The 24590-nt window shown below is 66.7% G+C and carries 24 protein-coding genes; 11 read left to right on the top strand and 13 right to left on the bottom strand.

The annotated features are described in order from the left end of the window. Nucleotides 1-96 precede the first annotated feature (96 nt). From J2T21_RS17130 to J2T21_RS17140, 3 genes are all read left to right on the top strand, one after another. Nucleotides 97-1314 (top strand): phosphotransferase, encoded by a 1218-nt coding sequence (locus J2T21_RS17130; protein WP_307583019.1) that lies wholly within the window; start codon nucleotides 97-99, stop codon nucleotides 1312-1314. Nucleotides 1315-1428: 114 nt separating this feature from the next. After that, nucleotides 1429-1860 (top strand): hypothetical protein, encoded by a 432-nt coding sequence (locus tag J2T21_RS17135; protein WP_307583021.1) that lies wholly within the window; start codon nucleotides 1429-1431, stop codon nucleotides 1858-1860. Nucleotides 1861-2041: 181 nt separating this feature from the next. Further along, the gene (locus tag J2T21_RS17140; protein ID WP_373458065.1) at nucleotides 2042-2608 is read left to right on the top strand and encodes an ASCH domain-containing protein; all 567 of its coding nucleotides are present in this window, start codon (nucleotides 2042-2044) and stop codon (nucleotides 2606-2608) included. Nucleotides 2609-2827: 219 nt separating this feature from the next. Here the strand turns inward: J2T21_RS17140 and J2T21_RS17145 are convergent, their stop codons facing one another. Genes J2T21_RS17145 through J2T21_RS17155 form a run of 3 tightly spaced genes read right to left on the bottom strand, consistent with a single transcriptional unit; the run spans nucleotide 2828 to nucleotide 5361 of the window. Continuing rightward, a complete protein-coding gene (locus J2T21_RS17145; protein ID WP_307583022.1) occupies nucleotides 2828-3496 on the bottom strand; it encodes a response regulator transcription factor in 669 nt (222 codons plus the stop codon). Further along, a complete protein-coding gene (locus tag J2T21_RS17150; RefSeq protein ID WP_307583024.1) occupies nucleotides 3474-4988 on the bottom strand; it encodes a sensor histidine kinase in 1515 nt (504 codons plus the stop codon). Before J2T21_RS17150 ends, J2T21_RS17145 begins: the two co-directional genes overlap by 23 nt. Next, nucleotides 4981-5361 (bottom strand): hypothetical protein, encoded by a 381-nt coding sequence (locus J2T21_RS17155; protein ID WP_307583025.1) that lies wholly within the window; start codon nucleotides 5359-5361, stop codon nucleotides 4981-4983. The genes J2T21_RS17150 and J2T21_RS17155 overlap by 8 nt, the downstream gene beginning before the upstream one ends. A 244-nt stretch (nucleotides 5362-5605) precedes the next feature. On the opposite strand from J2T21_RS17155, the gene J2T21_RS17160 reads away from it, so the two are divergent. Next, nucleotides 5606-6370, top strand: a complete 765-nt coding sequence (locus J2T21_RS17160; RefSeq protein ID WP_307583027.1) for an SGNH/GDSL hydrolase family protein — start codon at nucleotides 5606-5608, stop codon at nucleotides 6368-6370. A 92-nt stretch (nucleotides 6371-6462) separates the two neighbouring features. Here J2T21_RS17160 and J2T21_RS17165 read toward each other — a convergent pair whose 3' ends face one another. Then, the gene (locus tag J2T21_RS17165) at nucleotides 6463-8139 is read right to left on the bottom strand and encodes a thiamine pyrophosphate-dependent enzyme (RefSeq protein WP_307583029.1); all 1677 of its coding nucleotides are present in this window, start codon (nucleotides 8137-8139) and stop codon (nucleotides 6463-6465) included. 282 nt (nucleotides 8140-8421) lie between these two features. Between J2T21_RS17165 and J2T21_RS17170 the strand changes: the two genes are divergently transcribed. Then, entirely contained in the window at nucleotides 8422-9012 is a 591-nt protein-coding gene (locus J2T21_RS17170; protein WP_307583031.1) for a GNAT family N-acetyltransferase, read from the top strand. A gap of 90 nt (nucleotides 9013-9102) precedes the next feature. On the opposite strand, the gene J2T21_RS17175 is transcribed toward J2T21_RS17170, so the two are convergent. The 4 genes from J2T21_RS17175 to paaI all read right to left on the bottom strand — a co-directional run bounded on the left by J2T21_RS17175 (nucleotide 9103) and on the right by paaI (nucleotide 12431). Then, a complete protein-coding gene (locus tag J2T21_RS17175; protein WP_307583034.1) occupies nucleotides 9103-9804 on the bottom strand; it encodes a nicotinamide mononucleotide transporter in 702 nt (233 codons plus the stop codon). A gap of 88 nt (nucleotides 9805-9892) precedes the next feature. After that, nucleotides 9893-10510, bottom strand: coding sequence for a TetR/AcrR family transcriptional regulator (locus J2T21_RS17180; protein WP_307583036.1), 618 nt, complete (start codon nucleotides 10508-10510; stop codon nucleotides 9893-9895). A 110-nt stretch (nucleotides 10511-10620) separates the two neighbouring features. Further along, the gene (locus tag J2T21_RS17185) at nucleotides 10621-11943 is read right to left on the bottom strand and encodes a phenylacetate--CoA ligase family protein (protein WP_307583038.1); all 1323 of its coding nucleotides are present in this window, start codon (nucleotides 11941-11943) and stop codon (nucleotides 10621-10623) included. Between the two features lie 47 nt (nucleotides 11944-11990). Beyond that, nucleotides 11991-12431, bottom strand: a complete 441-nt coding sequence (gene paaI, locus J2T21_RS17190; RefSeq protein WP_307583040.1) for a hydroxyphenylacetyl-CoA thioesterase PaaI — start codon at nucleotides 12429-12431, stop codon at nucleotides 11991-11993. A 257-nt stretch (nucleotides 12432-12688) separates the two neighbouring features. Between paaI and J2T21_RS17195 the strand changes: the two genes are divergently transcribed. Further along, nucleotides 12689-13048, top strand: a complete 360-nt coding sequence (locus tag J2T21_RS17195; protein ID WP_307583041.1) for an SPW repeat domain-containing protein — start codon at nucleotides 12689-12691, stop codon at nucleotides 13046-13048. 61 nt (nucleotides 13049-13109) lie between these two features. Here J2T21_RS17195 and J2T21_RS17200 read toward each other — a convergent pair whose 3' ends face one another. Then, nucleotides 13110-13442, bottom strand: a complete 333-nt coding sequence (locus J2T21_RS17200; RefSeq protein WP_307583043.1) for a hypothetical protein — start codon at nucleotides 13440-13442, stop codon at nucleotides 13110-13112. Here J2T21_RS17200 and J2T21_RS17205 point away from each other — a divergent pair. Further along, complete coding sequence (locus J2T21_RS17205) at nucleotides 13441-13671, top strand: hypothetical protein (protein WP_307583045.1); 231 nt, start codon at nucleotides 13441-13443, stop codon at nucleotides 13669-13671. The genes J2T21_RS17200 and J2T21_RS17205 overlap by 2 nt on opposite strands. A gap of 217 nt (nucleotides 13672-13888) precedes the next feature. Here the strand turns inward: J2T21_RS17205 and J2T21_RS17210 are convergent, their stop codons facing one another. From J2T21_RS17210 to J2T21_RS17220, 3 genes are all read right to left on the bottom strand, one after another. Next, entirely contained in the window at nucleotides 13889-14935 is a 1047-nt protein-coding gene (locus J2T21_RS17210; RefSeq protein ID WP_307583046.1) for a GNAT family N-acetyltransferase, read from the bottom strand. Continuing rightward, nucleotides 14932-17094, bottom strand: a complete 2163-nt coding sequence (locus J2T21_RS17215; RefSeq protein ID WP_307583048.1) for a S9 family peptidase — start codon at nucleotides 17092-17094, stop codon at nucleotides 14932-14934. The genes J2T21_RS17210 and J2T21_RS17215 overlap by 4 nt, the downstream gene beginning before the upstream one ends. A 138-nt stretch (nucleotides 17095-17232) precedes the next feature. Continuing rightward, nucleotides 17233-18861, bottom strand: a complete 1629-nt coding sequence (locus J2T21_RS17220; RefSeq protein WP_307583049.1) for an alkaline phosphatase D family protein — start codon at nucleotides 18859-18861, stop codon at nucleotides 17233-17235. Nucleotides 18862-19001: 140 nt separating this feature from the next. Here J2T21_RS17220 and J2T21_RS17225 point away from each other — a divergent pair, with 140 nt between their 5' ends. The 3 genes from J2T21_RS17225 (at nucleotide 19002) to J2T21_RS17235 (ending at nucleotide 22831) form a co-directional block, all read left to right on the top strand. Further along, nucleotides 19002-20435, top strand: a complete 1434-nt coding sequence (locus J2T21_RS17225) for a serine hydrolase domain-containing protein (protein ID WP_307583050.1) — start codon at nucleotides 19002-19004, stop codon at nucleotides 20433-20435. Between the two features lie 234 nt (nucleotides 20436-20669). Further along, the gene (locus J2T21_RS17230) at nucleotides 20670-22076 is read left to right on the top strand and encodes an amino acid ABC transporter substrate-binding protein/permease (protein WP_373458066.1); all 1407 of its coding nucleotides are present in this window, start codon (nucleotides 20670-20672) and stop codon (nucleotides 22074-22076) included. Further along, complete coding sequence (locus tag J2T21_RS17235; protein WP_307583051.1) at nucleotides 22073-22831, top strand: amino acid ABC transporter ATP-binding protein; 759 nt, start codon at nucleotides 22073-22075, stop codon at nucleotides 22829-22831. The genes J2T21_RS17230 and J2T21_RS17235 overlap by 4 nt, the downstream gene beginning before the upstream one ends. Nucleotides 22832-22948: 117 nt before the next feature. On the opposite strand, the gene J2T21_RS17240 is transcribed toward J2T21_RS17235, so the two are convergent. Beyond that, a complete protein-coding gene (locus J2T21_RS17240; protein WP_307583053.1) occupies nucleotides 22949-23743 on the bottom strand; it encodes a polysaccharide deacetylase family protein in 795 nt (264 codons plus the stop codon). 259 nt (nucleotides 23744-24002) lie between these two features. On the opposite strand from J2T21_RS17240, the gene J2T21_RS17245 reads away from it, so the two are divergent. Beyond that, nucleotides 24003-24431 carry a DoxX family protein gene (locus tag J2T21_RS17245; RefSeq protein WP_307583056.1) on the top strand — a complete coding sequence of 143 codons (429 nt, stop codon included), beginning with the start codon at nucleotides 24003-24005 and terminating at the stop codon, nucleotides 24429-24431. Nucleotides 24432-24590: the final 159 nt, after the last annotated feature.

A 24590-nucleotide genomic window follows, 5' to 3' on the forward strand; every position in this document is an offset into this window, starting at 1 on the left:
ATGTGAGAAGGTAGCGGGCAGGGGAAGGAACCCCCCACTTCCGCATGGCCCCGGCGCCGGGTTGCCCCCCGAGCGCACACGAGGAACGAGGATTCGATGAATGCACCGGTCATCCAGGATGCCAACGCCTGGACCGAACGCGAACAACTTGAATTCTTTGGGTCGCCGCAGTTCGCCGGGATCCTGGCCGATGTCGTTCGGCCCATGGGGCTGGCAGATGCCAGGATCACCGTGGCCGAGTTGCACCACCGGCCCGGCGCCGGGGTCTCCGGGGTCTTCGAGGCCACCGATGGATCCTCCACGCTGTACCTGGGAGCCACGGCCGAAAAGCTCGAGACGGTTCCCGAGGGGACCGTGCAGCTGGACAGCGGACAGGGAAGCGTTGTCGTCTGGCTTCACCCTGCCGACCCGCTGCTGCCCGGACTTCCGCTGGCAACCACCCCGGCGCTGGTCGAGGAACACTGGGGCGGGGGCCGGGCGATCGAGGAACTGCGCACCCTGGCCTATCGACCGTTGCGCCGGGCAGTGATGCTGGCGAGATTCGGCGACGGGCAGCAATTGTTTCTCAAGGTGCTGCGCAAGGACGCCGAGCTGCTTCACGAGAAGCACCTGGCGCTGTTGTCCGCCGGAATCCCGGCACCGATACCGGCGGGGCCGCCGATCGACGGGGTCCTGGCCTTTCACCGCGCCCACGGGGTGCCCCTGGCCGAGGACCTCATGCACGCCCCGGAACTGCCGCTGGCACCGCAACACATCATCGGGTTGCTCGACGCGTTGCCGCAAGCACTTCTGGAGGTCCCGGCGCGGCCGGCTTGGTCCGACCGCCTGGGCTGGTATGGGCATGCCGCGCAAACCGCCATCCCCGACCAGGCCGGAACTATCGGTGAGCTGCTCACACGCTTGGCCCGCATCCTGGAAACCGCGCAACGCGGTGAGCTGGTGCCCAGTCACGGGGACTTCTACGAGGCGAACATCTTCGTCGAGAACGGGAGCATCACCGGGCTGCTCGACATTGATTCGGCCGGCCCAGGGTACCTGGTCGACGACCTGGCTTGCTTCCTGGGGCACCTGGCGGTCCTGCCGGACCTGGACGCGCGCTACGGGCGCGTCAACGGCTACTTCGAGGATTATGCCGCCGCATTCGAGACCGAACTCGGGAACCGCGGGGTCTGCGCCAAGGGACTGTATGCCCGGGCGGCGTGCGTGGTCCTGTCGCTCGTGGCAGGAGCCCGCGACGAGGCGAATCCCGACTGGCATGCCGTGGCCCTGGCCCGGTTGGCGTTGGTGGAACAGTTGTTGGCCCGCGCCGAATAGGCCCAGGGCGGCGAAGATGAGAGCTTTCTCATCCGGCTCTCCTCTTCGGCTCACATTCATTGGCCATGCTTGAAGCAGATCAAGAGCAAGACAATGAACGAGAGGTTAGCAGCCATGAAGAAGTCACGTACGTTTTGGTCCATCACCGGTGCGCTGGGCGTAGTCGCCATCGGCGCGGGCGTTGCGGTCGCCCAGCCAATCGTCCCGGTCAACGAGACCGTGGTCGTGCAGGAAAGCGCGGCGCAGCAAGGATTCTCCTCCGTGGAGCGGGTCGCCGAAAAGGCCGATGCCTCGGCCGCGGTGGCCGACTCGGCACAGTCCGCAGTCTCTGCCGTGTCGGCGAAGTCGGCTGTCTCCCCGGTATCCGCGAAGTCGGCCGTCTCCCCGGTGTCGGCGAAGTCCGCTGTCTCGCCGGTTTCCGCGAAGTCCGCCGTCTCCCCGGTCTCGGCGAAGTCCGCTGTCTCGCCGGTCTCGGCGAAGTCCGCTGTCTCGACGGTGTCCCCGATGTCGCCGCAGTCCGCTCCCTCGGCTGCCAGCGCCATCTAACGGACAGAAGCCAAAACATGCGGCGGGTGCCGGATCCGTTTCAGGAACCGGCACCCGCCGCATTCATGCGACCATCGGCGCAAGGCCCGTCTTCGCGCCCACTCGCTGTCATGCCTGATCAGTGCGGGATCAGCGTGGCATACTGTGGTTTGTGAAACCGGAAGATGCCAAGGCAAGCCGCTTGGACATTGAAGCCGCCGCACGGATGTGGGACGCGTACGCATCAGCCCAGCCGGATGCCGTGCGCCTGTGCCCGGAGTATTCGGTCGAACGCTTTGGTGATTCGGCCGAGCTGGCCGATGCCCTGCTGCATGAAGTGATCCAGGGCAGCAAGCGCGCCACCTCGACCCTGGCCCGGGAATTCCTTGACGACGGGGCGTCCCTGCCCCGCGTGGGCTCGCACTGGATTGCCTGCGACGGCGCGGGCACCCCGAGGGTCATTTTGCGCAGCATTGAACTGAGATTGGGAACCTTCAACGACGCCGACGCCGATTTTGCCAGGGACGAGGGCGAGGATGACCTGTCCCTGGAAAGCTGGCGGCGTGAACACCGCAAGTACTGGCAGCGCACCGAGGCCGCCCGCGGACGGAGCTGGAGCGAGGACGACTCGATCGTTTTCGAACGTTTCCGGATTGCCTGGCCGCCGGGCAGACAGGAACCTGATTCCGTGGGGCATTGGTTCCCGATGGGGGCTTGCGGTGGTCGCGGCTACCGGGATCCAACATGGATGCCCGTGCCAGGGAGCTGAAGGCCCGAAATGGCGCGCCAGGCAGGGTGAATTGAGCCCGAGCGGGGTGCACTACCACGGGCATTTGGCGGGTGCCCCTGGCCTCGCCCCCGTACCGCCGGCGCGGCCTTCGTCCAGCTGGAACGCAGCCGCGGCCCGGTGCCGTGGCACGGAACACCTGTGGAGCTTGTACGTGCCGGAAATGCCAGCGACCTGCTGCCGGCCGGGTGCGGTTTTGGGTCAGCCCGGTTCCTCAAAGCGGTAACCCATGCCGCGGACCGTGGTGAACCATTCGGCGCCCAGCTTGTTGCGCAGGTAGCGCACGTACACGTCCACGACGTTGGAACCCGGGTCGAAGTCATAGCCCCAGACCCGGGAGAGCAGCTGCTCGCGGCTGAGGACCTGCCCGGGGTTGCGCATGAAGGCCTCGGCCAACCCGAATTCCCTGGCCGAGAGGTCGATCTCGCGCCCGTGCAGGCGGGTGCGGCGGCTGCCGACGTCAAGCTCCAACGGCCCCACGCGGATCACCTGGTCCTCGGGAACCGCGGCCTGCGGACGCAGCCGCAGGCGCACCCGGGCCAGCAACTCCTCGAAGCGGAAGGGCTTGGCCATGTAGTCGTCCGCACCGCCCTCGAGCCCGGCAACGGTGTCGTCGATGCTTGAGCGCGCGGTCAGGATGATGACCGGGGTGTCGACATTCGTGGAGCGGATCCGCGACAGCACCGAGAACCCGTCCTCGTCGGGCAACCCGAGGTCAAGGATGATCAGCTCGAAGTCCCCGGTCTGGGCCAGGTAGCCGCCCTCCTTGCCGGTGTCGGCGACGGTCGGCTGGAAGCCGGAGGACTTCAGTCCCTTGGCAACGAAGGAGCTGATGCGCTCCTCGTCCTCAATGATCAGTATCCGGCTCATCTTCTTCCCTTTCCAGGCTTGTGGGGATCTCAATGACGAAGGTGGACCCGACGCCCACGTCGGAGCTGACCCCGACGGACCCGTGGTGCGCCTCGGCGATGGCCGAGACGATGTTCAGCCCCAGGCCCGATCCCTCCGTGCGCTTGGAGTTGCGGCCACGCCCGAAACGCTCGAAGATCCGCGATTGGTCCTCGTCCCCGATGCCGACCCCCTCGTCGCGCACCCAGAGGCGCAGCACCGATTCCTCGTTGGTGCCACGGGTGACATTGGTTCCCATGGTAATCGTGGACCCGTCGGCGGAGAACTTCACCGCGTTGGAACACAGCTGCAGCATGGCCTGGGTGATCCGCTGGGGATCGACGTTGGCGACGGCCTCCACGCGGTGCCCGATCCGCCAGGACCTTTCGCCCAGCGGGCGGGCCCGGTCCAGCAAATCGTCCAGCAGCGTGCCGATGTTCGTGGGCACGGGTTGGACGAAATCGACGCTGTTGGAGGTGGCCAGGGTGACCAGGTCGTTGATCAGCAGGGACACCCGGTCCAGTTCGGCCAGGGCGATGTCCCGCGACTGGTCCACGTCCACCGGATCGTTGACGTCCATGAGTTCGAGGTGCCCCTGGATGATGGTCACCGGGGTGCGCAGTTCGTGGCCCACGTCATCCAGCAGCTGCCGCTGGGAGACCATGGCGTTTTCCACGCGGTCCAGCATGGCGTTGACGGTGATCGTCAACTCGGCCAGGTCGTCGCGCCCGACGACCTCGATGCGCTGGGACAAGTCGGATTCGGAGATCTTCCGGGCCGTGTCGCGCAGCAACGCCACCGGGCGCAGGAACCTGCCCACCAGCAGCCATCCGGCGGTTCCCGCGGCCAGCAGGATGGCCATCCCGACCACCATGTACATCAGGAAGCCGCGGTTCAGTGCCTGCTTCTCGGCGGTGTAGTCGTAGGCGAACACCAGGTGGGCCGGGGTCCGGGGCTGGGTGACGGTCAGCGGGATGCTCACCGCGCGGTAGGTGGACTGGCTGGTCGGCACGGTCTGCAGCATGATCTTCTCGTCCGGTGCGTCGTGCACCGCCCAGGCGACGAATCCCGGGTCGTTTTCCAGCCGGGTCTGCACGACCTCGGGGGCGGTCCAACGCACCTTCTGGTTGACCAGGCTCAACATCCCCTCGTGCCGTGCCGGCAGGGTTTGCTGCATCGCGGCGTACAGCAGCACCTCGGCCGTGAGCGGTTCGGCGGCGGTCGCCAGCTCGGAACTGCGCGCGGTGAGCACCTGGAACTCCTGGACGCTGCGCTTGAGCGAGTCGTCGATGCGGGCGTCCATGGTCTTGACCTGCAAGAGGTAGACCACGGTTCCGGTGACGGCGAAGGCCAGCGTCATCAGCCCGAGCATCCCGGCCAGCACCCGGGTGCGAACGGAGAACCCACGGCGGGCAAAACGGGTGCCTTCGGGCGCGGAGGCAAGTTGTTGGGCGAGCTCGGGGATCCTAATCATCGTCGTCGTCCCCGTCGTCCCCGTCGTCGTCATCATCATCGTCGTCGTCGTAGGCCTTGGAGGGCGGCAGCGGCTTGACCGGTGCCGACTTGCTGGGCAGGACGGTGGGCTTCTTGGACGGGGGGCTGGTCGTGGGCCTGGGCATGGTCGACTTCGTGGGCTTGGGCGTTGGCGTGGGCACGGCCGAGGGGCTGGGCGTCGCCGGTGTCGGTGACTCAGTGGCCGGTGCGGTGCCTTGCTCGATCGTGATTCCCGGGCCCAGATTCACCGCCGGCGGAGCCGAAAGTTCCAGGGCAACCACGTAGGCGCCGAAACCCAGTGCCAAGAGCGCCACCAGCGCGGCCACGATCTTGCCGATCTTTCCCAATCCCATGACCCCAAGTATGGCCGAGATTGATGAGACCCAAATGAGAAGGAGCCCATGTCGGCGTTGGTTCCCGCAGCAAGTCCCCGGCAACCGGCCAGCCCGGGCAACGAGGGGGATGCGGATTCCCCGCATCCGGCACATTGACAGGGGACCGGGGAAGGTCGACCCTGAGGACTGGGACGGCACGGGAAACCGTGGCGGCGGGGAGCGTTGGCTGGTTCAGGGGAAGGGCTATGCGAAGGGAACCACGATGAGCGGCTTCGTCGGTATCGAACGAATCCGGCGTGTTTGGCTGGATGCCGTCCAGGCAGGGCCTTCCCTGCTGCAGGGACACCGGATCGCCAGGAACATCCCGAGGCTCGAGGAAGCGGCCGGACCCAACCTGGGCCTGGTCGATGCGGCCGGAAGCGGCGGGGTGCCGCTGCGGTTGCTGGTCATCGGGGATTCCAACGTTGCCGGGGCCGGGGCTCCCACGCACTCCGTGGCGTTGACCGGCCAGTTGGCGGTGCGCCTTTCGGCGCGGCGGCACCGCCCGGTGGCGTGGGAAGCCGATGGGGCCAACGGCGCCACCATGGAACGCATCCGGCACGAAGTGCTCGGACTCATCCAGGAACACGACCCGGACATCGTCGTGCTGGTCGCCGGGGCCAACGACGCGATGTCCGGACGGAGCCCCGTGCATTGGGGCAGTGACCTGCGGGCGGTGCTGGGGGCCTTCCTGGATCCGGGCAGGGACCGGGAAATCGTGGTGGCAGGGGTCCCGCCGTTTCGGTACTTCCCGGCACTTCCGGCACCGCTGAACGAGTTCCTGGAACGCCGGGCCAGCCGCCTGGATGCGGTTTCGGCGGGAGTGTGCGCGGAATTGGGACTGGACTTCGTCTCCTTTGCCGATGGTCCGCCGCTGGGGGAGGCCTTCTTTGCCACCGACCGCTTTCATGCCTCGGTGGCCGGTTACGGGTATTGGGCAGGGTTCCTGCTAGAGGTCTTGCAGGATCGCCGTTCGAGCGACGGCTGAAGTGGCCGGTCCTGCAGCAAAAGGCAGGTGCCTGTCGCTTCCCCGCAGGCGGGAATGCGACAGGCACCGGTGGTTTTCGATGTGGGGCCGGGTTAGTAGGCCTTGACGCGCTGCTCCACGATCAGGTGGACGAGGGCGAACTGGCCCTTTCCGTCGATGGCCTCCAGCGCGGCTTCGAGGGCGGCGGGAACATCGGCGTCCTTCTCCACGCGGATGCCGAAGCCGCCGAAGGCCCGGGCCATCAGTGCGAAGTCCGGGTTCTTCAGCTGGGTGCCCGAGATCCGCTGCGGGTAGTGGCGTTCCTGGTGGGTGCGGATGGTTCCGTACTCCTGGTTGTCCATCACGATGACCAGCGGGGTGGCACCGTACTGCGCCGCGGTGGCCAGTTCCTGGCCGTTCATCAGGAACTCGCCGTCGCCGGCGATGGTCACCACGCGGCGGCCCGGGAAGTTCAGCGAGGCCGCGATGGCGGAGGGCACCGAATACCCCATGGACCCGTTGCGGGCCGAAATCATCGAGGCGTATTCCTCGGTCGGGAAGTAGCGGTGCGCCCAGTTGGTGTGCTCGCCGGCGCCCAGGGTGATGATGGCGTCCTGGGGCAGGGACGGGACCAGGTTGGCCATGAGCGTGTCCATGCGTGCGGGACCCGCCGAGGGCGTGGCCGGGGGCAGGGCCGCGAACTTTTCCTGTTCGCCGCGCATGCGTTCGGTGAAGGACTTCCACTCGGGCTTGCCGGAGAAGTCCATCATGACCAGGTCGCGCACGAAGACATCGGGCTTGGAGACGATCTGGTGGGAGACCGGGCCTGAGCGTCCACGCAGCGACGGGTCGATGGTGACCAGGAAGTTCTTCTTGGACCAGTCCTGGCGCACCAGGAAGCCGTCGGTGATGACGTCGCCCGGGACGGTGCCGACGAAGATCAGCAGGTCGGTTTCCTCGAGCAGGTCGTAGGTGGGCTTCGGGCGGCCGTAGCCGATGGGACCCACATAGGACGGGGAGCTGAAGGGGATGTTGCCCTCGCAGCGCCATTCGACGGCTGCCGGCAGGTGGTGTTCCTCGAGCCAGGAGGTCAGCTGGGTGGTCCCTTCCTGGGTCCAGTCGTTGCCGCCCAGGACGAACAGGGGCTTGGAGGATTGCTCGAGTGCGTTCTTGAGTTCCTTCCAGTCGGTCACCGTCATGCCGCCGGTGGCCACCGGGATGACCGGGTGCAGGGAGGGGTCGACCATTTCCCGGATGACGTCCTCGGGCAGTCCGACGACCACGGGGCCGGGGCGACCGCTCATGGCGGCGAACATGGCTTCGGCCACGATTTCCGAGGCCCGCTCCGCGTGGTCCAGGACCATCACGCGTTTGGCGCCGGTGTCGAACCATCCCTTGATGTCGAATTCCTGGAAGGCCTCGCGGTCGCGGTGGGCAAAGGGGATCAGGCCGACGAAGAGCACCATCGGGGTGGAATCCTGCCATGCGGTGTGCAGCCCGACGTGCGCGTTGGCGGCACCCGGTCCGCGGGTCACCATGGCAATGCCCGGGCGCTGGTGCATCTTGCCGTCGGCCTCGGCCAGGTAGGCGGCGCCGCCTTCGTGCCGGCAGACGACGGTCTCGATGGGGGAGTGGTGCAGCCCGTCCAGGACGTCCAGGTAGCTTTCCCCGGGAATCACGTAGGTGCGCTCGACACCGTGGGCCACCAGGGTGTCAACGATGACGTGTCCGGCCGACTTCATGGTTGGCACCTGGACCTCGGCGGGTTCTTGCAGTACTTGGGTGCTCATGCGTCATTGCTCCTTGCTGTCACCGCGGCGAACGGGGACATCTGTTGCCCGGCGGTCACGTCATTGTGCCGCGTCGGGTCGAACTAATTCTGAAGTTCCAGCAAATGTACATGATGTCGGCAACTTGCCCGCAGTATGCATCGAAACGCTTCTGTAATATTGGGTCGTTGATCACAATGTCTTGTTTTTCGCGCAAACACCGGCAGCGACCATCGCCACCCAACCCTGGGGTGGAGATGCCGGGCGGGCGGGGGTGGACACCTTCGGACCTAGGGTGGGATCATGACTCTCGGCAAAAATTCCGCTCCCGGACCATATCTGCGCCCCTGGAGTGACTCCGTCACTGACATCGCTGCCATCCTCGATGCCTTCGACAGCGATGACATGGCGGCACAATCCGGGGAACCGATCGGCACCGAGGCAGCCGCACGGCGTTGGGTGGCACAGTGGATCGACCCCCGGAACGATGGGGCCGCGGCCTTCGCCATCGACGTGGCGGGCAGGGCCGTCGGGCACGTGATGGCCGGCGCCATCGACCGCCGCCACGACACGGCATGGGTGTCGTACTGGGTCGCACCCGAAGCCCGCGGTGCGGGGCTGGCGTCGCGGGCGACCGCCGCCCTGGCCAAGCACTGCTTCGGGGCCCTGGGACTCTTCCGCCTCGAACTGGCCTACCGGGTGAACAATCCAGGCTCCGCGGGCGTGGCCAGGAACGCCGGGTTCCGCATCGAGGGCCTGGAACGCGCAAAGCTGCGCTACCTGGACGAACGCGGGAACGCGGTGCGGTACGACGTGCAAACCTGCGCCCGGCTGCGCAACGACGGCCCCGCACCGGTTTCTCCGCTGCCGCTCGCCCCTGCGGGAGCCGCATAAACCGGGAATCGACATTGGACGGCAATGGCCCGGAACCACAAGGTTCCGGGCCATTGCCGTGACGGATAAACGCGTCTGTGCCGATGCGGCCTATGCGCTGTACGGGCTTGGCGGGTACTTCGCGCCGGGTGCCGCATCGGCTTCCATCGAGGCCCGGGTGGGCAGGTTGCGCCAGGCGAACCATCCGTAGATTCCGGCCAGTGCCTGGAAGACCGTGACGCCGAGCAGGGCCAGGGCGGGGTTGGTGTCAAAGAGCAGGGCGACATAGACGATGGCCGATGCGGTGCTGGCCAGCCAGGCCCAGCGGTAACCGCACGCGATGCCGACCAGGGATACGATCAGTGCGGCCTCGGCCGCAAAGGAGATCCACAAGGATGCGGTCCCCTCGGTGAAGATGAACCCGGACGTCAGCATGCGGCCCATGCGCAGGGCCGTGAACACCAGCACCAGCAGCACGCCGACCAGCAGGGACTTGACGCTGAACCCGCGCTGGATGACCTTGCGTCCGAACTTCCCGGAGATCTCGAACTTGGAGAAGCGCCACAGGCCGAAGGCCGCCGCCAGCAGGGCCGGCACGGCATAGGCGAGCAGTGATGCCTCGAATTGCAGGGCGATGACCAACGGGCCGGCAAAGACGGCCAGGATCTGTGCCCACCAGCCCAGGTCGTTGCGCCGGGCGAGCACCACCATGGCGATGCAGCTGAGCAGTGCCGAAAGGGCAAAGAGTGCCACCTGGGTTCCGGAATCGGTTCCGGGGGCCTGGGTGAAGAGATTGTAGAAAAGTTCGTCCACGAAGAATGCTGCCTATTCACAAAGAAAATCGGTGGGGGCGGTGCGGTGCCTCAGCTATTGATCGTAGCGCGACTTGACGTGGTGAACCCTATTGGCCGTTCCGGTGTAATCCATCGAACATCATGGTGATGGCGTGCTCCTCGACCTGTTCGGCCGTGACGTTTCCATCTTCCCTGAACCATTCGACCAGGGAGTTGATGGTGCCGAAAAGCAACCGGGTGGTGGTTCGCGGGTCGATGTCGCTGCGCAGCGAGCCTTCCCGCTGGGCCTCGACCACCAGGTCAGAGACCTTGCGGTCCACGGCGCGGCGGCGCTGGAGCGCGTCGCGCTCGATCTCGGTGTTGCCGCGCAGCCGCAGCAGCAGCGTCACGTATTGCTGGCGCTTGACCAGGACCCGGATCGTGGAGCGGAGGAAGAACTTCAGGCGTTCCTCGGCGGTGCCCACGCTGGCACGCTCGTCCTCGGCGATGGCCTCGAGTGGCACCAACGCCTCGTCAAGGGCCAGGCGCAGCAAGTCGCCCTTGGAGGGAACATGGTGGTAGATCGCGGACTTGCTGATGCCCAGGTTCTCGGCGAGCTTGCCCATGGAAGTGGCGTCGTAGCCGTGCTTGTTGAAGACCCCCACGGCAATCGAGAGGACGGATTCCTGGTCGTATCCGGGGCGACCGCGCTTGGTCGGTGAGGAGTTCGTAACGCTGGCAGTCATAATTCCTCATTCTCTCACGAACGGTTTGTCCGTGGATTCGGGCCGGGATGCCGCCTTGGGGGCGGGCGGTGGCGTGTCCACCGCCCACCCCTTCAATCGGCGGGTGCTACCTACTTCTTCTCGCGCAGGTCGTGGATGCGGCGCAGCTTGCCCGAGGAACGTTCCAGTGATCCCGGGTCAACGATTTCGATGGCGCAGGAGGACCCCACATGGATCTTGATCTGCTTGGCGAGTTCCTTGGCGGCGGCGTCGGCGCGGTCAGAGGTGCAGTCCTCGCGGCGCTCGATGCGCACCGCCAGCTGGTCCATGCGCCCGGGGCGGGTGATCTCCAGCTGGAAGTGCGGTGAGAGCCCGTCGACGCGCAGGGCGATCTCCTCGATCTGGGAGGGGAAGAGATTGACTCCGCGCAGGATGATCATGTCGTCGCTGCGCCCGGTGATCCGGCCCATGCGGCGGTGGCCGGGGCGTGCGGTGCCCGGGAGCAGGCGGGTGAGGTCGTGGGTGCGGTAGCGGATGATCGGCAGGGCCTGCTTGGTCAGCGAGGTGAACACCAGCTCGCCGTGCTGTCCGTCGCCGAGGACCCGGGTTTCGTCGAAGGCGTCGATGATCTCCGGGCGGAAGTGGTCCTCCCAGATGTGGCTGCCGTCCTTGGTCTGGTTGGACTCGCCGGCCACGCCCGGGCCCATGACCTCGGACAGTCCGTAGATGTCGCAGGCGTCCAGGTCGAACATGACCTCGAGCTCGTGGCGCATTTCCTCGGTCCACGGCTCGGCACCCAGCACCGCGGTCTTCAGCGAGGTCTTGCGCGGGTCCAGGCCCGCGCGCTGCATGGCGTCGCCGATGGTCAACAGGTAGGTGGGCGTGCACAGGATGGCGTCGGGCTCGAAGTCCTGGATCAGCGTGATCTGCTTTTCGGTCTGGCCGCCGGACATCGGGATGACGGTGGTGCCCAGGCGCTCGGCCGCGGCGTGGGCTCCCAGGCCGCCGGTGAACAGGCCGTAGCCGTAGGCGTTGTGGACCTTCCAGCCGGGCTTGACGCCCGAGAGGCGCAGGCAGCGCGCGCCCAGCTTGGCCCAGTCGTCCAGGTCCTGCTGGGTGTAGCCGACCACGGTGGCCCGGCCTGTGGTGCCGGAGGAGGCGTGGATGCGGGCGACCTCGTGCTGCGGGACTGCGAACATCCCGAACGGGTAGGTCTTGCGCAGGTCCTCTTTTTCGGTGAAGGGGAACTTGGCAAGGTCTGCCAGTTCCTTCATGTCGCTGGGGTGGACCCCGGCGGCGTCGTACTTTTCCTTGTACAGCGGAACCCTGTCGTACGCGTAGGCCAGGGTGTCCTGCAGCCGCGTGAGCTGGATCGATTCGATCTGGTCCCGGCTCATGCTTTCTTCCGGATCCAGCGGGTTGGGCAGTTCGATCCGGGTGGAGGTCTGGGTCATGATGTGGCCTTACGTGCGTTGTTGGGGGAGGTGGGGGAATGGTGGTGTCAGGGACGCTTGGGAATGGTGCGGGAACGGCCGCGGAATTCGGCCAACACCTCGTCGTCGGCACCCGGGACGCTCTGCAGGACCTGGATGTCGTAGATCCCGCTGCGCCCGGATTGCTGGCGGCGGTTGGCCACGGCGGTGAGGGTCCGGCCGGGGATGCCGGGCTTGAGGAAGTTGATGTCGACGCCGGAGGCCACCGTGATGGTGTCGGCCGAGCCGGTGTGCGGGTTGCAGGACATGGCGAACGCGGTGTCGGCGAGGGCGAAGACCATCCCGCCGTGGGCGATGCCGAAGCCGTTGAGCATTTCCCGGCGCAGCTCCATGGAAATGGTTGCGTGCCCGTCTGCCACCTTCAGCACCTCGATGCCCAACCACTTGGCAGCATAGTCGTTTTCCAGGATGGGATGCATCAGCGGTGCATCGACGCCAGTGTCGCTCATGGGAGCCTCTCAGTTATTTACCGAACGATCATTAGGTAATCCTGAAATGTGAGATAAGTCAAGACGGGAGGCGCCGAAGCCCGGGTTTTCGGGCGACATCCATTCGTCATCAAGGACCCAACCGAGCCGGATGCCCAAGGTGCCCGCCGGGTCGGGTCCCCATGCAGCGGTGGGACGAAAGCCCCTACCCGCCACGGCACACCCGGCCCAGACTGAAGGCAGGATCAAGTGCGTGACAGCAAAGGAGTTGAAGTCCAATGCGCAGATTCAGGCGTTGGGAAGATTGGGTCGTCGTGGTCGTCGGGCTCGTGATGGTGCTGACTCCCATCTGGTCGGAAGGCATGGGCAACTCGGTGTCGATGCTGATCATCTCCGGGGTGCTGTTGCTGGCCGTAGGGCTGGTCAACCTGGCCGGGCCGAACCTGTACGGGATCGAGATCGGGCAGGTCCTGGCATCCATCCTGGCCATCATCCTGCCATGGCTGGGCCACTTCAACGGGACAAATGTCCCGGCGCTCACCGCATGGATCGGTGGGGGATTGGCTCTGCTGGCAACCTTCCTGGCCATGAAGCCCAGCATCGACGTCTCGGAAAAACTGCACCACCAGGAGGGGTAGGCGCGGCCTTGGCCGCCTGTGCAACCGCCGGCGCAAGCGTGCGTCGGCGGATGCCTGCATCTTAGGCGTTGGTTCCACGCGGTTCGGGGCCCAGGTGCCAGTTGCGCAGCGGGGAGAAAAGGACAGGCACGGCAGATAGCCCTGCCAGCAGCGCCCAAGCCCACAGCACCGGTTGGATCCCGAAGGCGGACGCCGCAATGCCTCCGGCGATGCTGGCCATCGGCATGACCCCCAGCGTGAAGAAGCGGTTGCCGGCCATGACGGTGCCAAGCCGGGATTCCTCGCACAGTTGCGGGATGACCCCGGCGCCGGCCACGGTCGCCAGCACCAGCATGAATGCCCACAAAAACGACTGTGCGGCCGGCGGGGTCGCCTCCGAACCGTGGCTTGACATGACCCAGGAGCAGGTGCTGGAACTGCTGTCCCAGATTTCCGCGGTGGCCGCGCAGGTCGAGCAACGCCTGGCCGCGTGGGTGGGCGTCGCCCGGGACAAGGGTGCCAGTTGGGCGCGCGTGGGCGATGCCCTGGCCATGACCCGGCAATCGGCCTGGGAACGGTTCAAGCAGCCAGGCAGCAACCGGGCCAAGGTCCATGAACCGTCGGAGGCGGATGCCGGGGGCTGATCGCCGGCGATCCACCGCGGCCGAGCCAGTGGTTTCAGTGGGTATCTGGCCGTGGGCGCAGGCATGCTCCCGGCCGCTGTCTTTCCACCGTGTTCGCGCCGGGGCCGTCGTGGGCTCCGTGCTTCGCCATCCGCGCCGCGGTGCGCAACGGCATGCCGCTGGCCCGCGCCAAGGAAACCGCCCCGGATCGGTCCCGGACGCCGGGCGAAGACGCCGGCTAGCCTTCCTCCGGCCCCTGGGAACCTTGCAGGATCCGTGCGTAGAGATCCTGGATGAACGGTTCCTTGGCCCGGTTGTAGTCCATCACCAGCCCGGCACCGGCGCCGCGTTCGTTGATCCGCTGGGCGGACGCCCGCTTGATGCGCGCATAGGCATCGAGGTCCGCCGGATGCGTGCGCAGCCACTGGCGGAGCGCGAGCATGCGAGCGGTCTCGGGACAGCCCGGCGCAAAGACATGGACGTTGGCTGCCGGCAGCCCGGAGCCCGGGCCGGAAACCAGCAGCCGGTGGCCATACCAGTCGCGCTCGCGCAGGCGGAAGACGAATCCCGCCTCCTCAAGTAGGGGCACGTAGTGATCCTCAAGGCCTGGATCCTCGACCGTCAACACCACGTCAATGATCGGCTTGGCCCAAAGTCCCGGCACCGAGGTGGATCCCAGGTGCTCGAGGGCCAGGGCGCGGGAACCCAGCGCGTCGCGCAGGGCCCCGGCGAGTGCGTCGAAGTCGCCGGTCCAGTGCGGCGAGGCGGGCACCACGTTCACGGGAGCCGGGACCGGTTCCCCATGGATCCACTCGACACCACCGTCGTCGGACTGCGGGTCGCGCAGCAGCGGCAGGTGGGGCAGCACGCAGAGGTAGCGGCGGCGACCGGGCCAGCGGGAATCGGGCGGGGAATCGCCGGCGTGGAACCCTGCGGCCCGGTAGAAGCCGATGGCGTCGTCATCGGTGCGGGCGACAACCATGGCGGCTTCGTCTGCCTGGATCCGGCGCACCAGCGCGGTGGCAAGCCCCTGGTTTTGCAGTTCCGGGGCCACGGCGAGGTATTCGATCTCGACCGCGAAACCGTCGATGCGCCGGTACGCGGCCAGCGCCGCAGGTTCCCCGCCCGCATCGGGTGCCAGCAGCAGCTCCAGGTCCTTGATTTCCCCAACCAGGGCGTCGAGGTCGGCGCCGGTGGCTCCGGAAGCCGCGGTGAGCAGCGCCCGGAACGCGGGGTTCGTGGCGAACCCCGCGCCGGACGTGCCGGTTGTTTCCGGTGTGCTCATGCGCCTTCGGGGTTCAGGCCCAGGGTGTCCAGGGCGAAGGCGTAGTCCCAGGCGCGGGTCTTCCAGCCCTCGTAGCGCCCCGAGGCCCCGCCGTGCCCGCCGTCCATCTCGATCTTCATCACGATCGGGGCACTCCCGGTGGTTTTCTCGCGCAGCTTCGCCACCCACTTGGCCGGCTCCACGTACAGCACGCGGGTGTCGTTCAGCGAGGTGACCGCCGCGATCCTCGGGTAGGGCAGGGCCGCGACGTTTTCGTACGGACTGTAGGACTTCATGTAGTCGTACACGTCCCGGTCCTCGATGGGGTTGCCCCATTCCTCCCATTCCAGGGCCGAGAGCGGCAGGTCCGGGTCCAGGATGGAGGTCAGCGCGTCCACGAAGGGGACCTGGGCGATGATGCCGGTGTAGAGCTGCGGGGCGAGGTTGGCCACCGCGCCCATGAGCAGCCCGCCGGCCGATCCGCCCAGGGCCACGATGCGGGACGGGTCGGCCCAGCCGGACTCCAACAGGTGCCTGGTGGCATCCACGAAGTCGGTGAAGGTGTTCTTCTTGTTCAGCTTCTTGCCGTCCAGGTACCACGCCCGGCCCAGCTCGCCGCCGCCGCGCACGTGGGCGATGACGAACACGACTCCGCGGTCCAGCAGCGAGAGCCGCGGGATGCCGAAGCCCGGGTCCATGGACATCTCATAGCTGCCGTATCCGTACACGAGCACCGGGTGGGGGGACGAGTTGGTGATGTCCGCCCGGCGCAGGATGGTCAGCGGGATCCTGGTGCCGTCGGCAGCGGTGGCCCATTCGCGGGTGGCGCGGTAGTTGGCCGGGTCGTAGTTGTTGACCTGGGTCTGCTTGCGCAGGGTCAGGGTGCCGTCGGCCAGCGTGTAGTCGTAGACGCGGGCCGGGGTGAAGTCCGAGGTGTAGGACAGCCGGATCATCGGCGCCTCGAGTTCCGCGTTGGCCAGCGAGCAGGTGTAGAGCTCCTCGTCGAACGCCGGTTCCACGGCCGGGAGCTGGGCTGCTGTGCCCAGGCCATCAAGCGGGAGCACCTGGATGCGTTCGGTGGTGTCCTGGCGCACGGAGATGACCAGGTGGGTGGCCGTGGCGGCGGTGCCCTCGACCTTGACGGTGTCGCGGTGCTCGATCACCGTGTCCCAGCGCTGCTGCGCGTAGGGCAGGGCAAGCTGGTCGGCGCGCAGCAGCGAGACCATGTTGTTCAGCGCCCGGCGGTCGTGGGTGATGACGTAGGCGCGCTGCCCCTCCAGGGTGACGGGGTCCGCGGTGTGCAGGATGCGGTGCTCGCGGGAGACCAGCATGGCCGGGACCGCCCGCTCGTCGAGCAGGTCCAGGGTGCGGGTCTCGGAGTATTCGGAGTTGCCGATGGAGATCAGCAGCTCGGTGCGGTCCGCGGAGAGGTCGAAGCCCAGCCACATGCCCGGGTCGTCCTCCTGGAAGACCACGACGTCGTCGGCGGGGTCGGTGCCCAGGGTGTGTGCCTTGATCTGGTGCGGGCGCCAGGACTCGTCGACCATCGTGTAGAAGACCCGTCGCCCGTCGGGGGAGAACACCAGCCCGTAGAACACGTTTTCGATGGTGTCCGGGAGCAGCTGCCCGGTGGACAGGTCCTTGAGGCGCAGGGTGAAGCGTTCGTCCCCGGCATTGTCCTGGGCGTAGGCCAGCAGCGTGCCGTCCTCGCTGACGGCCATCCCGCCCAGCGAGAAGAAGGGCTTGCCCTCGGCCTCCTTGTTGCCGTCCAGCAGCACCTGTTCGCCGGCGATCGCCACGCCCGCCTCGATGGCCGGCGGCGTCCAGTCCGCGGCCAGGTCCCCGGAGTCGGTGGCTGCCACGCGGCAGTGGATGGCGTACTGGGAGCCTTCGGCGGTGCGGGTGAAGTACCACCAGCCGCGCTTGCGGGCGGGAACCGAGAGGTCGGTTTCCACGGTGCGCGCCTTGATCTCGTTGAAGATCGCCTCGCGCAGCGGCGCCTGGTTGGCGGTGACCGCCTCGGCGTAGGCGTTCTCATCCTGAAGGTGGGCCCGGACCGCGGGGCTGTCCTTGTCCCGCAACCATTCGTAGTCGTCGGTGAAGGCATCCCCGTGGTGGGTGCGAACGGTGGGGACCTTGGGGGTCTGCGGGGGGAGGGGTGCGTGCTCGGCGTGGCTCATGCTTCCATTCAATCCGACTTGCCGCCCATTGGGCCCATGGCTTCGCCCAACGCGGACAAATCCGCCTGCCCGGGCGGCAACGGCACGGGGAGCGGACCCGAGCCCCGTGCGGCCTCCGGACCGTGCGACGGCCATGGCTCAGCGTTCCCGGGTCAGCATCTTGGTGTACTGCACCTTCCCGTTGGCGTTGACCAGCTTCACCGTGAAGGCGGAGCCGTCGCCGGGAATCTCCACGTGGCCGAAGTACTGGTGCTCGCCCGAGCGCGGGGAGGCCATGGTGGGCCCCGCCTGCTGGAAGTCGACCCGCGGGCCGAAGGTTCCATCCAGCGCGTTGGGTCCGAAGGACCCGGCGTTGATGGGCCCGGCCACGAATTCCCAGAACCCGTTGAAGTCCGAGAAGGCGGCGCGTTCGGGGGAGTAGTGGTGGGCCGCGCAATAGTGCACGTCCCCGGTCAGGAACACCACGTTCTTGATGTCGTGCTTCTTGATCTCCGACAGCAGGCGCGCCAGTTCCAGCTCACGGCCCAGCGGGGCGCCGTGCTCGGCGTTGGAGATCGACTCCTGTCCCTTCCCGTCGGGGACGATGAGCCCCAGCGGCAGGTCGTTGCCGATGACCTTCCACGTCGCGTCCGAGTCGCGCAGCGAACGGATCAGCCACTGCAGCTGTTCCTCGCCCAGCAACGCGGTCTGCCGGGTTTCCAGCCCAGCGGTGTTGGGGCCCTTGTGCGAGCGCATGTCCAGTGCGAATACGTCCAGGTGCGGCCCTCGGCGGACCTGCCGGTAGATGCGGGCAGCCTCGAACCCGGTGCCCGGGCGCAGCGCACGGACATCGGCGATCGGCATGTATTCCTGCCAGGCCCGGCGTCCGCGGGCCGCCAGGGTGTCCACCTCGCGCACGGTGTAGCGCGGGTCCTCGAAGATCTCGCCGGGGTACCAGTTGTTCACCGTCTCGTGGTCGTCCCATTGGGCGATCACCGGGACCTGGGCGTACATGGCCCGCAGGTTGGCATCCATCATGTTGTAGCGGTGGCGGCCGCGGTACTCGTTGAGCGTCTCGGCAACCTTGGAGACCTCCTCCGTGAGCATGTTGCGCCAAATGTTCCCGTCCGGCTCCGTCATTTCCGCCGACATCGGCCCGTCCGCGTAGATGGTGTCGCCCGAGTGCAGGAAGAAGTCGGGCTTCGTCGCGGCCATGGCAGCGTAGCCGCGCATCCCGCCGATCTCCTCGTTGATGCCGTAGCCCTGTCCGGCGGTGTCGGCGGTCCAGACGAAGCTCTGCGCCGCAGACTCTCGGTTGCGCCCCTTGCCGGGGGCCGGGGCGGTGCTGAAGGACCCGGTGCCGGTTTCACTGCGCCGGCCGGACTCGTCCTCGAAGTACAGTTCCATGTTGAAGCGCGTGCCCGCGGGCAGCCCGCGCGCATTGATCTTGGCCGTGAAGTCGGTACCGGCGTGCGCCTGCGATCCGGAAAGCGTCACCGTGCGGGCGAAGCGCCCCGTGAGCCGATCGCCCTGCTCGTCGGCGGCGCGCAGGGTGGCGTGCAGGCGCCCCGGTCCGGAGGCGCGTGACCACAGGACAGCGGAATTCGTGGAGACATCCCCGGTGGAGATGCCCGAGGGCAGGGTCAGCCGGCGGACCCCCAGCGGCACTGCGGAGGGGCGCTGCGCCGCGAGGGCGGAAGGAGCAGCGAGGGAGGTTGCAGCGAGGGCGGAGAGCGCCGCGGCGCCCTTGAGCAGCGAGCGGCGATTCGGGAGCGGGGAGATATCCATGGATCCCAGCCAACAGCACCCCGGAAACCGGACCCTTGCGCCGCGGTTAACGACCGCCGAACCTTTGCCGGAACGGCCCACTGCCGTGCCGTGCGGAGCCAATACGTCGGCCACCTGCCACCCGGTGGCAGGATGGCTTCATGAGCACAGCGCACGGGCCCGTCGGGCAGCAATCCACCAAGGACCTCTGGAAGTCGGTGCTGGCCTATGCCCCTTCCAACCTCGAATACGACCGTGCGCTTTCGCGCCACCCCGGGCACCAGGCGGCAGTGGCCCTGGACGGGGAGATCCTCGGGGCCTTCAGCGGCGGGTACGCGCGGATCGACCCCGAAGAGGCCATGACCGACGGGCACCTGTTCCGGGTCGCCTCGCACTCCAAGACCTTCACCGCCACCGCCGTGATGCTGTTGCGCGAGGAAGGCCGGCTGAGCCTCGAGGACACCCTGGGCCACTGGCTGGCACCGCTGGCCGGCAGCCCGGTTCAGCACGTGAGCGTGCGCGAACTGCTCTCCCACTCCGCGGGGATCACCCGCGACGGGGCCGAGGCCGACTTCTGGGCCCTGGGCCGGGCGTTCCCCGGTGCCGGGGAACTGCTGGAGTGCGCGGCGGGCGGGAAGGTGATCGAACGCAACGAACACTTTAAATACTCGAACATCGGCTACGGGCTGCTCGGCCTGCTCGTCGAGGCCGCAGGAGGACTTCCCTTCGCCGAGTTCGTGGATGCGCGCATCCTGGCACCCCTGCAGCTGCGCGACACCGGCGTGGACCTCGACGAACGTGAGGGGGAGCTCGCCGCCGGGTACGGGACGCTCGCGCTCGCCGGAGACCACGGTGCCCTGACGGGACGCACCCGGATCGAACACATCCACACCCGGTCGCTGGGAGCAGCCACGGGCTTCTACTCCACAGCCTCGGACATGGCCAGGTTCTTCTCCTGCCACTTCGTGGGATCCGGCACCGGTGTTCTGGGCGATGACTCCAAGCGCCTGATGCAGCGCAAAGCCGAGGACTCCGGGGCGCCGGGGCGCGGCTACGGGCTGGGACTGATCATCCAGGACGTCGCGGGCCACAGGAGTTTCGGCCACAGCGGCGGCTACCCCGGGCACATCACCCGCACCTGGGCGGTGCCCAAGACCAAGGTGGTGCTCAGCGTGTTGACCAACGCCATCGACGGGCCGGCCACCGAATACGGCGAACGGCTCTTTGCCCTCGCGGCGCTCGCCGGGAAACCCACGCCCGATTCCTGCGCCGGGGTGGATGAAGAGGTCTTGCGGCGCTTCACGGGCCGGTTTGCCGCCCTGTGGGGCGTGGTGGACATCGCGGAGCTCGGCGGGAAGCTGTACTGGATCAATCCGGCGGCCCCCGTGGCCGTCGAGACCACCGTACCGCTGGAATTCGTGGACGAGTCCACCCTCAGGTCCGTCGATCCCAACGGATTCTCCGGGTACGGGGAAGTGATCCGCTTCGAGTTCGACGCGGCGGGCGCAGTGGCGATGCGCGGACCCGGCGGCATGCTCTTTGAACGCGCCTCGGACTTCCACGCCCCCGCGGTGCTGCGGGCCCCGGTCGGCTGAATCGGGCATGGAACCCGGCGCGGTGTCACGGTCGGGCAACAATGCCGGAGCAAACCGGCGCTCGTTCCGCGTGGATGGTGCCATGGGCCACCATCAGCATCTAGGCTATGACCCGTGTTAGCGCCCTCGCACCACGGAGGCGGAACCTGCAACCAAGGAGATGAACGACTTTTGAAGACGTCCAGAACGACTCGAGGTCCCAGGACCTGGCCCAGGGCGGTGATTGCCGCCATCATGGGCATGTTCCTGGTGTTCGGCGGTGCCGGCGCCGCCATGGCGGCCCCTGCCGACAACGGTGTCGAAGGCAAGACCTTTGTCATCGGCACAGACACCACCTTCGCCCCCTTTGAGTTCCGCGAGAACGGGGAACTGACCGGAATCGACATGGACCTGGTCCGCGCCATTGCCGAGGCGGGAGGCTTCAAGGTCGAGATCCGTTCCCTGGGATTCAACGCGGCACTGCAGGCACTGACCTCCAACCAGGTCGACGGCGTGATCGCCGGCATGTCGATCACCGACGAACGCAAGCAGGTCTACGACTTCTCGGAACCCTATTTCGAGTCAGGCATCCAGATGGCGGTCGCCAAGAACGACGACACCATCAAGGGCTATGAGGACCTCAAGGGCAAGACCGTGGTCGCCAAGACCGGATCCGAGGGCGAGGCATACGCCAAGTCGATTGCCGGGCAGTACGGTTTCACCGTCAAGTCCCTGGACCAGTCGGCAACCATGTACGAGTCCGTCAAGTCCGGTTCCGCCGTGGCCGTCTTCGACGACTACCCGGTGCTCGCCTACGGCGTGGCCCAGAACAACGGGCTGAAGACCGTCACCGACAAGGTCCCCGGCGGCTCCTACGGATTCGCCGTGAACAAGGGCAAGAACACCGCCCTGCTGGCCGCCTTCAACGACGGGCTGGCCAAGCTGAAGGCCGACGGCGACTACCAGAAGATCCTGGACAAGTACCTGGCCAATCCGACCGCCGCGCAACCCACCACCTTCCTGGACCTGCTGGGCAAGTCCTTCCCGGCCCTGATGAGCGGCCTGAAGAACACGCTGCTGGTGACGATCATTTCCTTCGCCGTGGCCATGGCGATCGGCCTGTTGGCCGGATTCATGAAGATCTCCCACAACATCGTGTTGCGCGGCATCGCCACAACCTTCGTCAACATCTTCCGCGGCACCCCGCTGCTGCTGTGGGCCTTCATGTTCTACTTCGGCCTCCCGCAGCTGACCGGGCAGCCGATCAACATCTGGGTTGCCGGCGTGCTGACGCTGTCGCTGAACTCCGGCGCCTACGTCGCGGAGATCGTGCGCGGCGGCATCCAGTCGGTGGACCCCGGGCAGCTTGAGGCCTCGCGTTCGCTGGGCCTGGGCTACGGCAAATCCATGCAGAAGGTCGTGGTCCCGCAGGCGTTCAAGATGATGACCCCGTCACTGATCAACCAGCTGATCATCATGCTCAAGGATTCCTCGCTGCTGTTGGCCATCGGCTTTGCCGAGCTCCTGTACCAGGGCCAGCAGATCTACGCGGCGAACTTCCGCGTCACCGAGACCCTGCTGATCGTGGGCGTCATCTACTTCGTGGCCGTCATGGCCCTGACCAAACTGGCAAACTACGCCGATCGGAGGTTCAACAAGTGAGTGCATCACCGGTTGAAACACAAAAGCCAGCCAAAATCACCGTCAAGGGACTGCGCAAGTCCTTCGGCGCCAACGAGGTGCTCAAGGGCATCGACGTGGAAATCGCCGAGGGCGAGGTGGTGTGCGTGATCGGTCCCTCGGGCTCGGGCAAGTCAACGCTGCTGCGCTGCCTGAACAAGCTGGAGGAGATCTCCGCCGGCCATGTCGTCGTCGACGGATTCGATGTCACCGACCCGAAGGTCGACATCAACGAGGTCCGCCGCCACGTGGGCATGGTCTTCCAGCACTTCAACCTCTTTCCGCACATGTCGGTGGCCGAGAACATCATGCTCGCCCCGGTGGAACTGAAGAAGGCAACCAAGGTCGAGGCCCGCGCCCAGGCCATGAAGCTGCTTGACCGCGTGGGCCTGAAGGAGAAGGCGGACGCCCGCCCGGCATCGCTTTCCGGCGGCCAGAAGCAGCGTGTGGCCATCGCCCGCGCACTGGCCATGAACCCCGGCATCATGCTCTTTGACGAGGCCACCAGCGCCCTGGACCCGGAAATGGTCGGCGAGGTGCTCCAGGTCATCCGCGACCTGGCTACCGAGGGCATGACCATGGTCCTGGTGACCCACGAAATGGGCTTCGCGAAGGAAATCGGGGACCGGGTGATCTTCATGGACGCGGGCGTGGTCTGCGAGTCGGGCCGGCCGGACGAACTGTTCGGCAACCCGCAGCAGGAGCGCACCAAGGAGTTCCTCTCCAAGGTCCTCTAAGGGCGGAAGCTTCCCCCGACAACAGCGAAAGCCCGTGTTACCCCAGCAGTTCCCTTTACGGAATCCTGCGAGGCGACGCGGGCTTTCGTGTATTCACCGGCGGTTGGCCGGACGGGATCAATCCTTTGTCGGCGGATGCTGGCCGGTCTTGTAGCCGACCCCAGGCTTGGGCTCGCCGATCAGCTGGCTGACGGTGACGAAATGGTAGCCCTGGGCCCCCAGGTCCTCGAGGATCTTCGGTACGGCAGCGATCGTGGACTTGTGGATGTCGTGCATCAAGACAATGGAGCCGGGTTTGATGTCCTCGGCCGCCTTGACGGTCTTCTTGGCATTACGTGTCTTCCAGTCCAGGGTATCGTCGCTCCACATCACCACGGGTACGGGCTGGGCCTTCGTCAGGCTTTCCGTGATCGTGCCGTAGGGGGGCCGCATCAACGTCGGGGCTGTGCCGGTCGCCTTCTTGATGGCCTCGTCCGCCTTGCTGAGTTCGCGTTCGGCGGCGGCCGGGGACAGTTTGGCGAGGTCCTGGTGCGACCAGGTGTGGTTTCCGATTTCATGCCCGCTGGCCAATTCCTCCCGCACGATGTCGGGATATTTGGCGACGTCCTTGCCGATGAGGAAGAACGATGCCTTGGCGTTGTGCTTGTCCAGGACATCGAGCAGCGACTCGGTGTAGGGACCAGGCCCATCGTCAAAAGTCAGTGCCACACACTTGACCTCGGCGCAGTCTGGCCCTTCCTGGGCGCCGGGCGCGTCTTGGGATTCCGCGGCTGCACCCGGTTCTGACGGCGCTTTCGCCGGAAGTCCTTGCCAGTGCGCGCTCAGCGGAACGCCGCAGCCTGCCAGGGGGAGGGCGAGTGCCGGGACAACAAGGAAGCGAAGAACCGTGGAGCGGGAAACCATGCTGGCCATCGTCTCAAGCCAACCTGCGAGAATCCTCAATGGCCGTAGCATCGGGCCGCAGTACATCGGCTTCCTGTGGGGGGGTCTGCGGCACCGGGAAAGTGGGGGGATGTTCCCTTCCATAACACGAGGCAAGGTTCACGGCGCTTGAAAACTCAACTAAATATGTGTCATGGCTAAAGGGAACTTGCGAAACGGATGCACCGGCCCGCCACGACACCGGCCCCAGCGGATGGGACATCGTGACGAAACGACCAAAGGATTTTTCATGGACAACGCAATTAAGAACCCGGCATTGGCAACAGCCGCACAGACCACGGTGCGCGTCGTCATCGGCTTCCTCTTCGCCGCCCACGGCTGGCAGAAGTTCCTCCAGTTCACGCTCGATGGCACCGCGCCAGCATTCGCCCAGATGGGCGTTCCGGCGGCTGGGCTGATGGCCCCCGTGATTGCAACGCTGGAAGTCGTTGGCGGCATCGCCTTGATCCTCGGTGTACTCACCCGAATCTTCGCCGTCCTGCTGACCGCAAACATGCTCGGCGCAAACTTCCTGGTGCACATCTCGGCCGGCGTCTTCGTTGAAGCCGGTGGCTTCGAGCTGGTGCTGGCACTGGCCGCAGGTGCCGCAGTCATTGCACTGCTCGGTGCCGGACGCATCTCCGTGGACCGCTTTATCCCGGCCCGTTTTGCCGCCTAGTCTCCAAGGCACAAGCGAAGCCCCCCGTGGGCACCGGTTGAAGCCGGTATCCACGGGGGGGGGGGGGGGGGGGGGTTGGGTTGGCCCGAAAGGCACGCAGGGCCACGGGGGTGCTCGCTGTTTCGGTGTGCGCGGGCGGGGTGGCACGGGTAATTGGTC

This window comes from Paeniglutamicibacter psychrophenolicus (assembly GCF_030812255.1).
Classification (GTDB): Bacteria; Actinomycetota; Actinomycetes; order Actinomycetales; family Micrococcaceae; genus Paeniglutamicibacter; species Paeniglutamicibacter psychrophenolicus_A.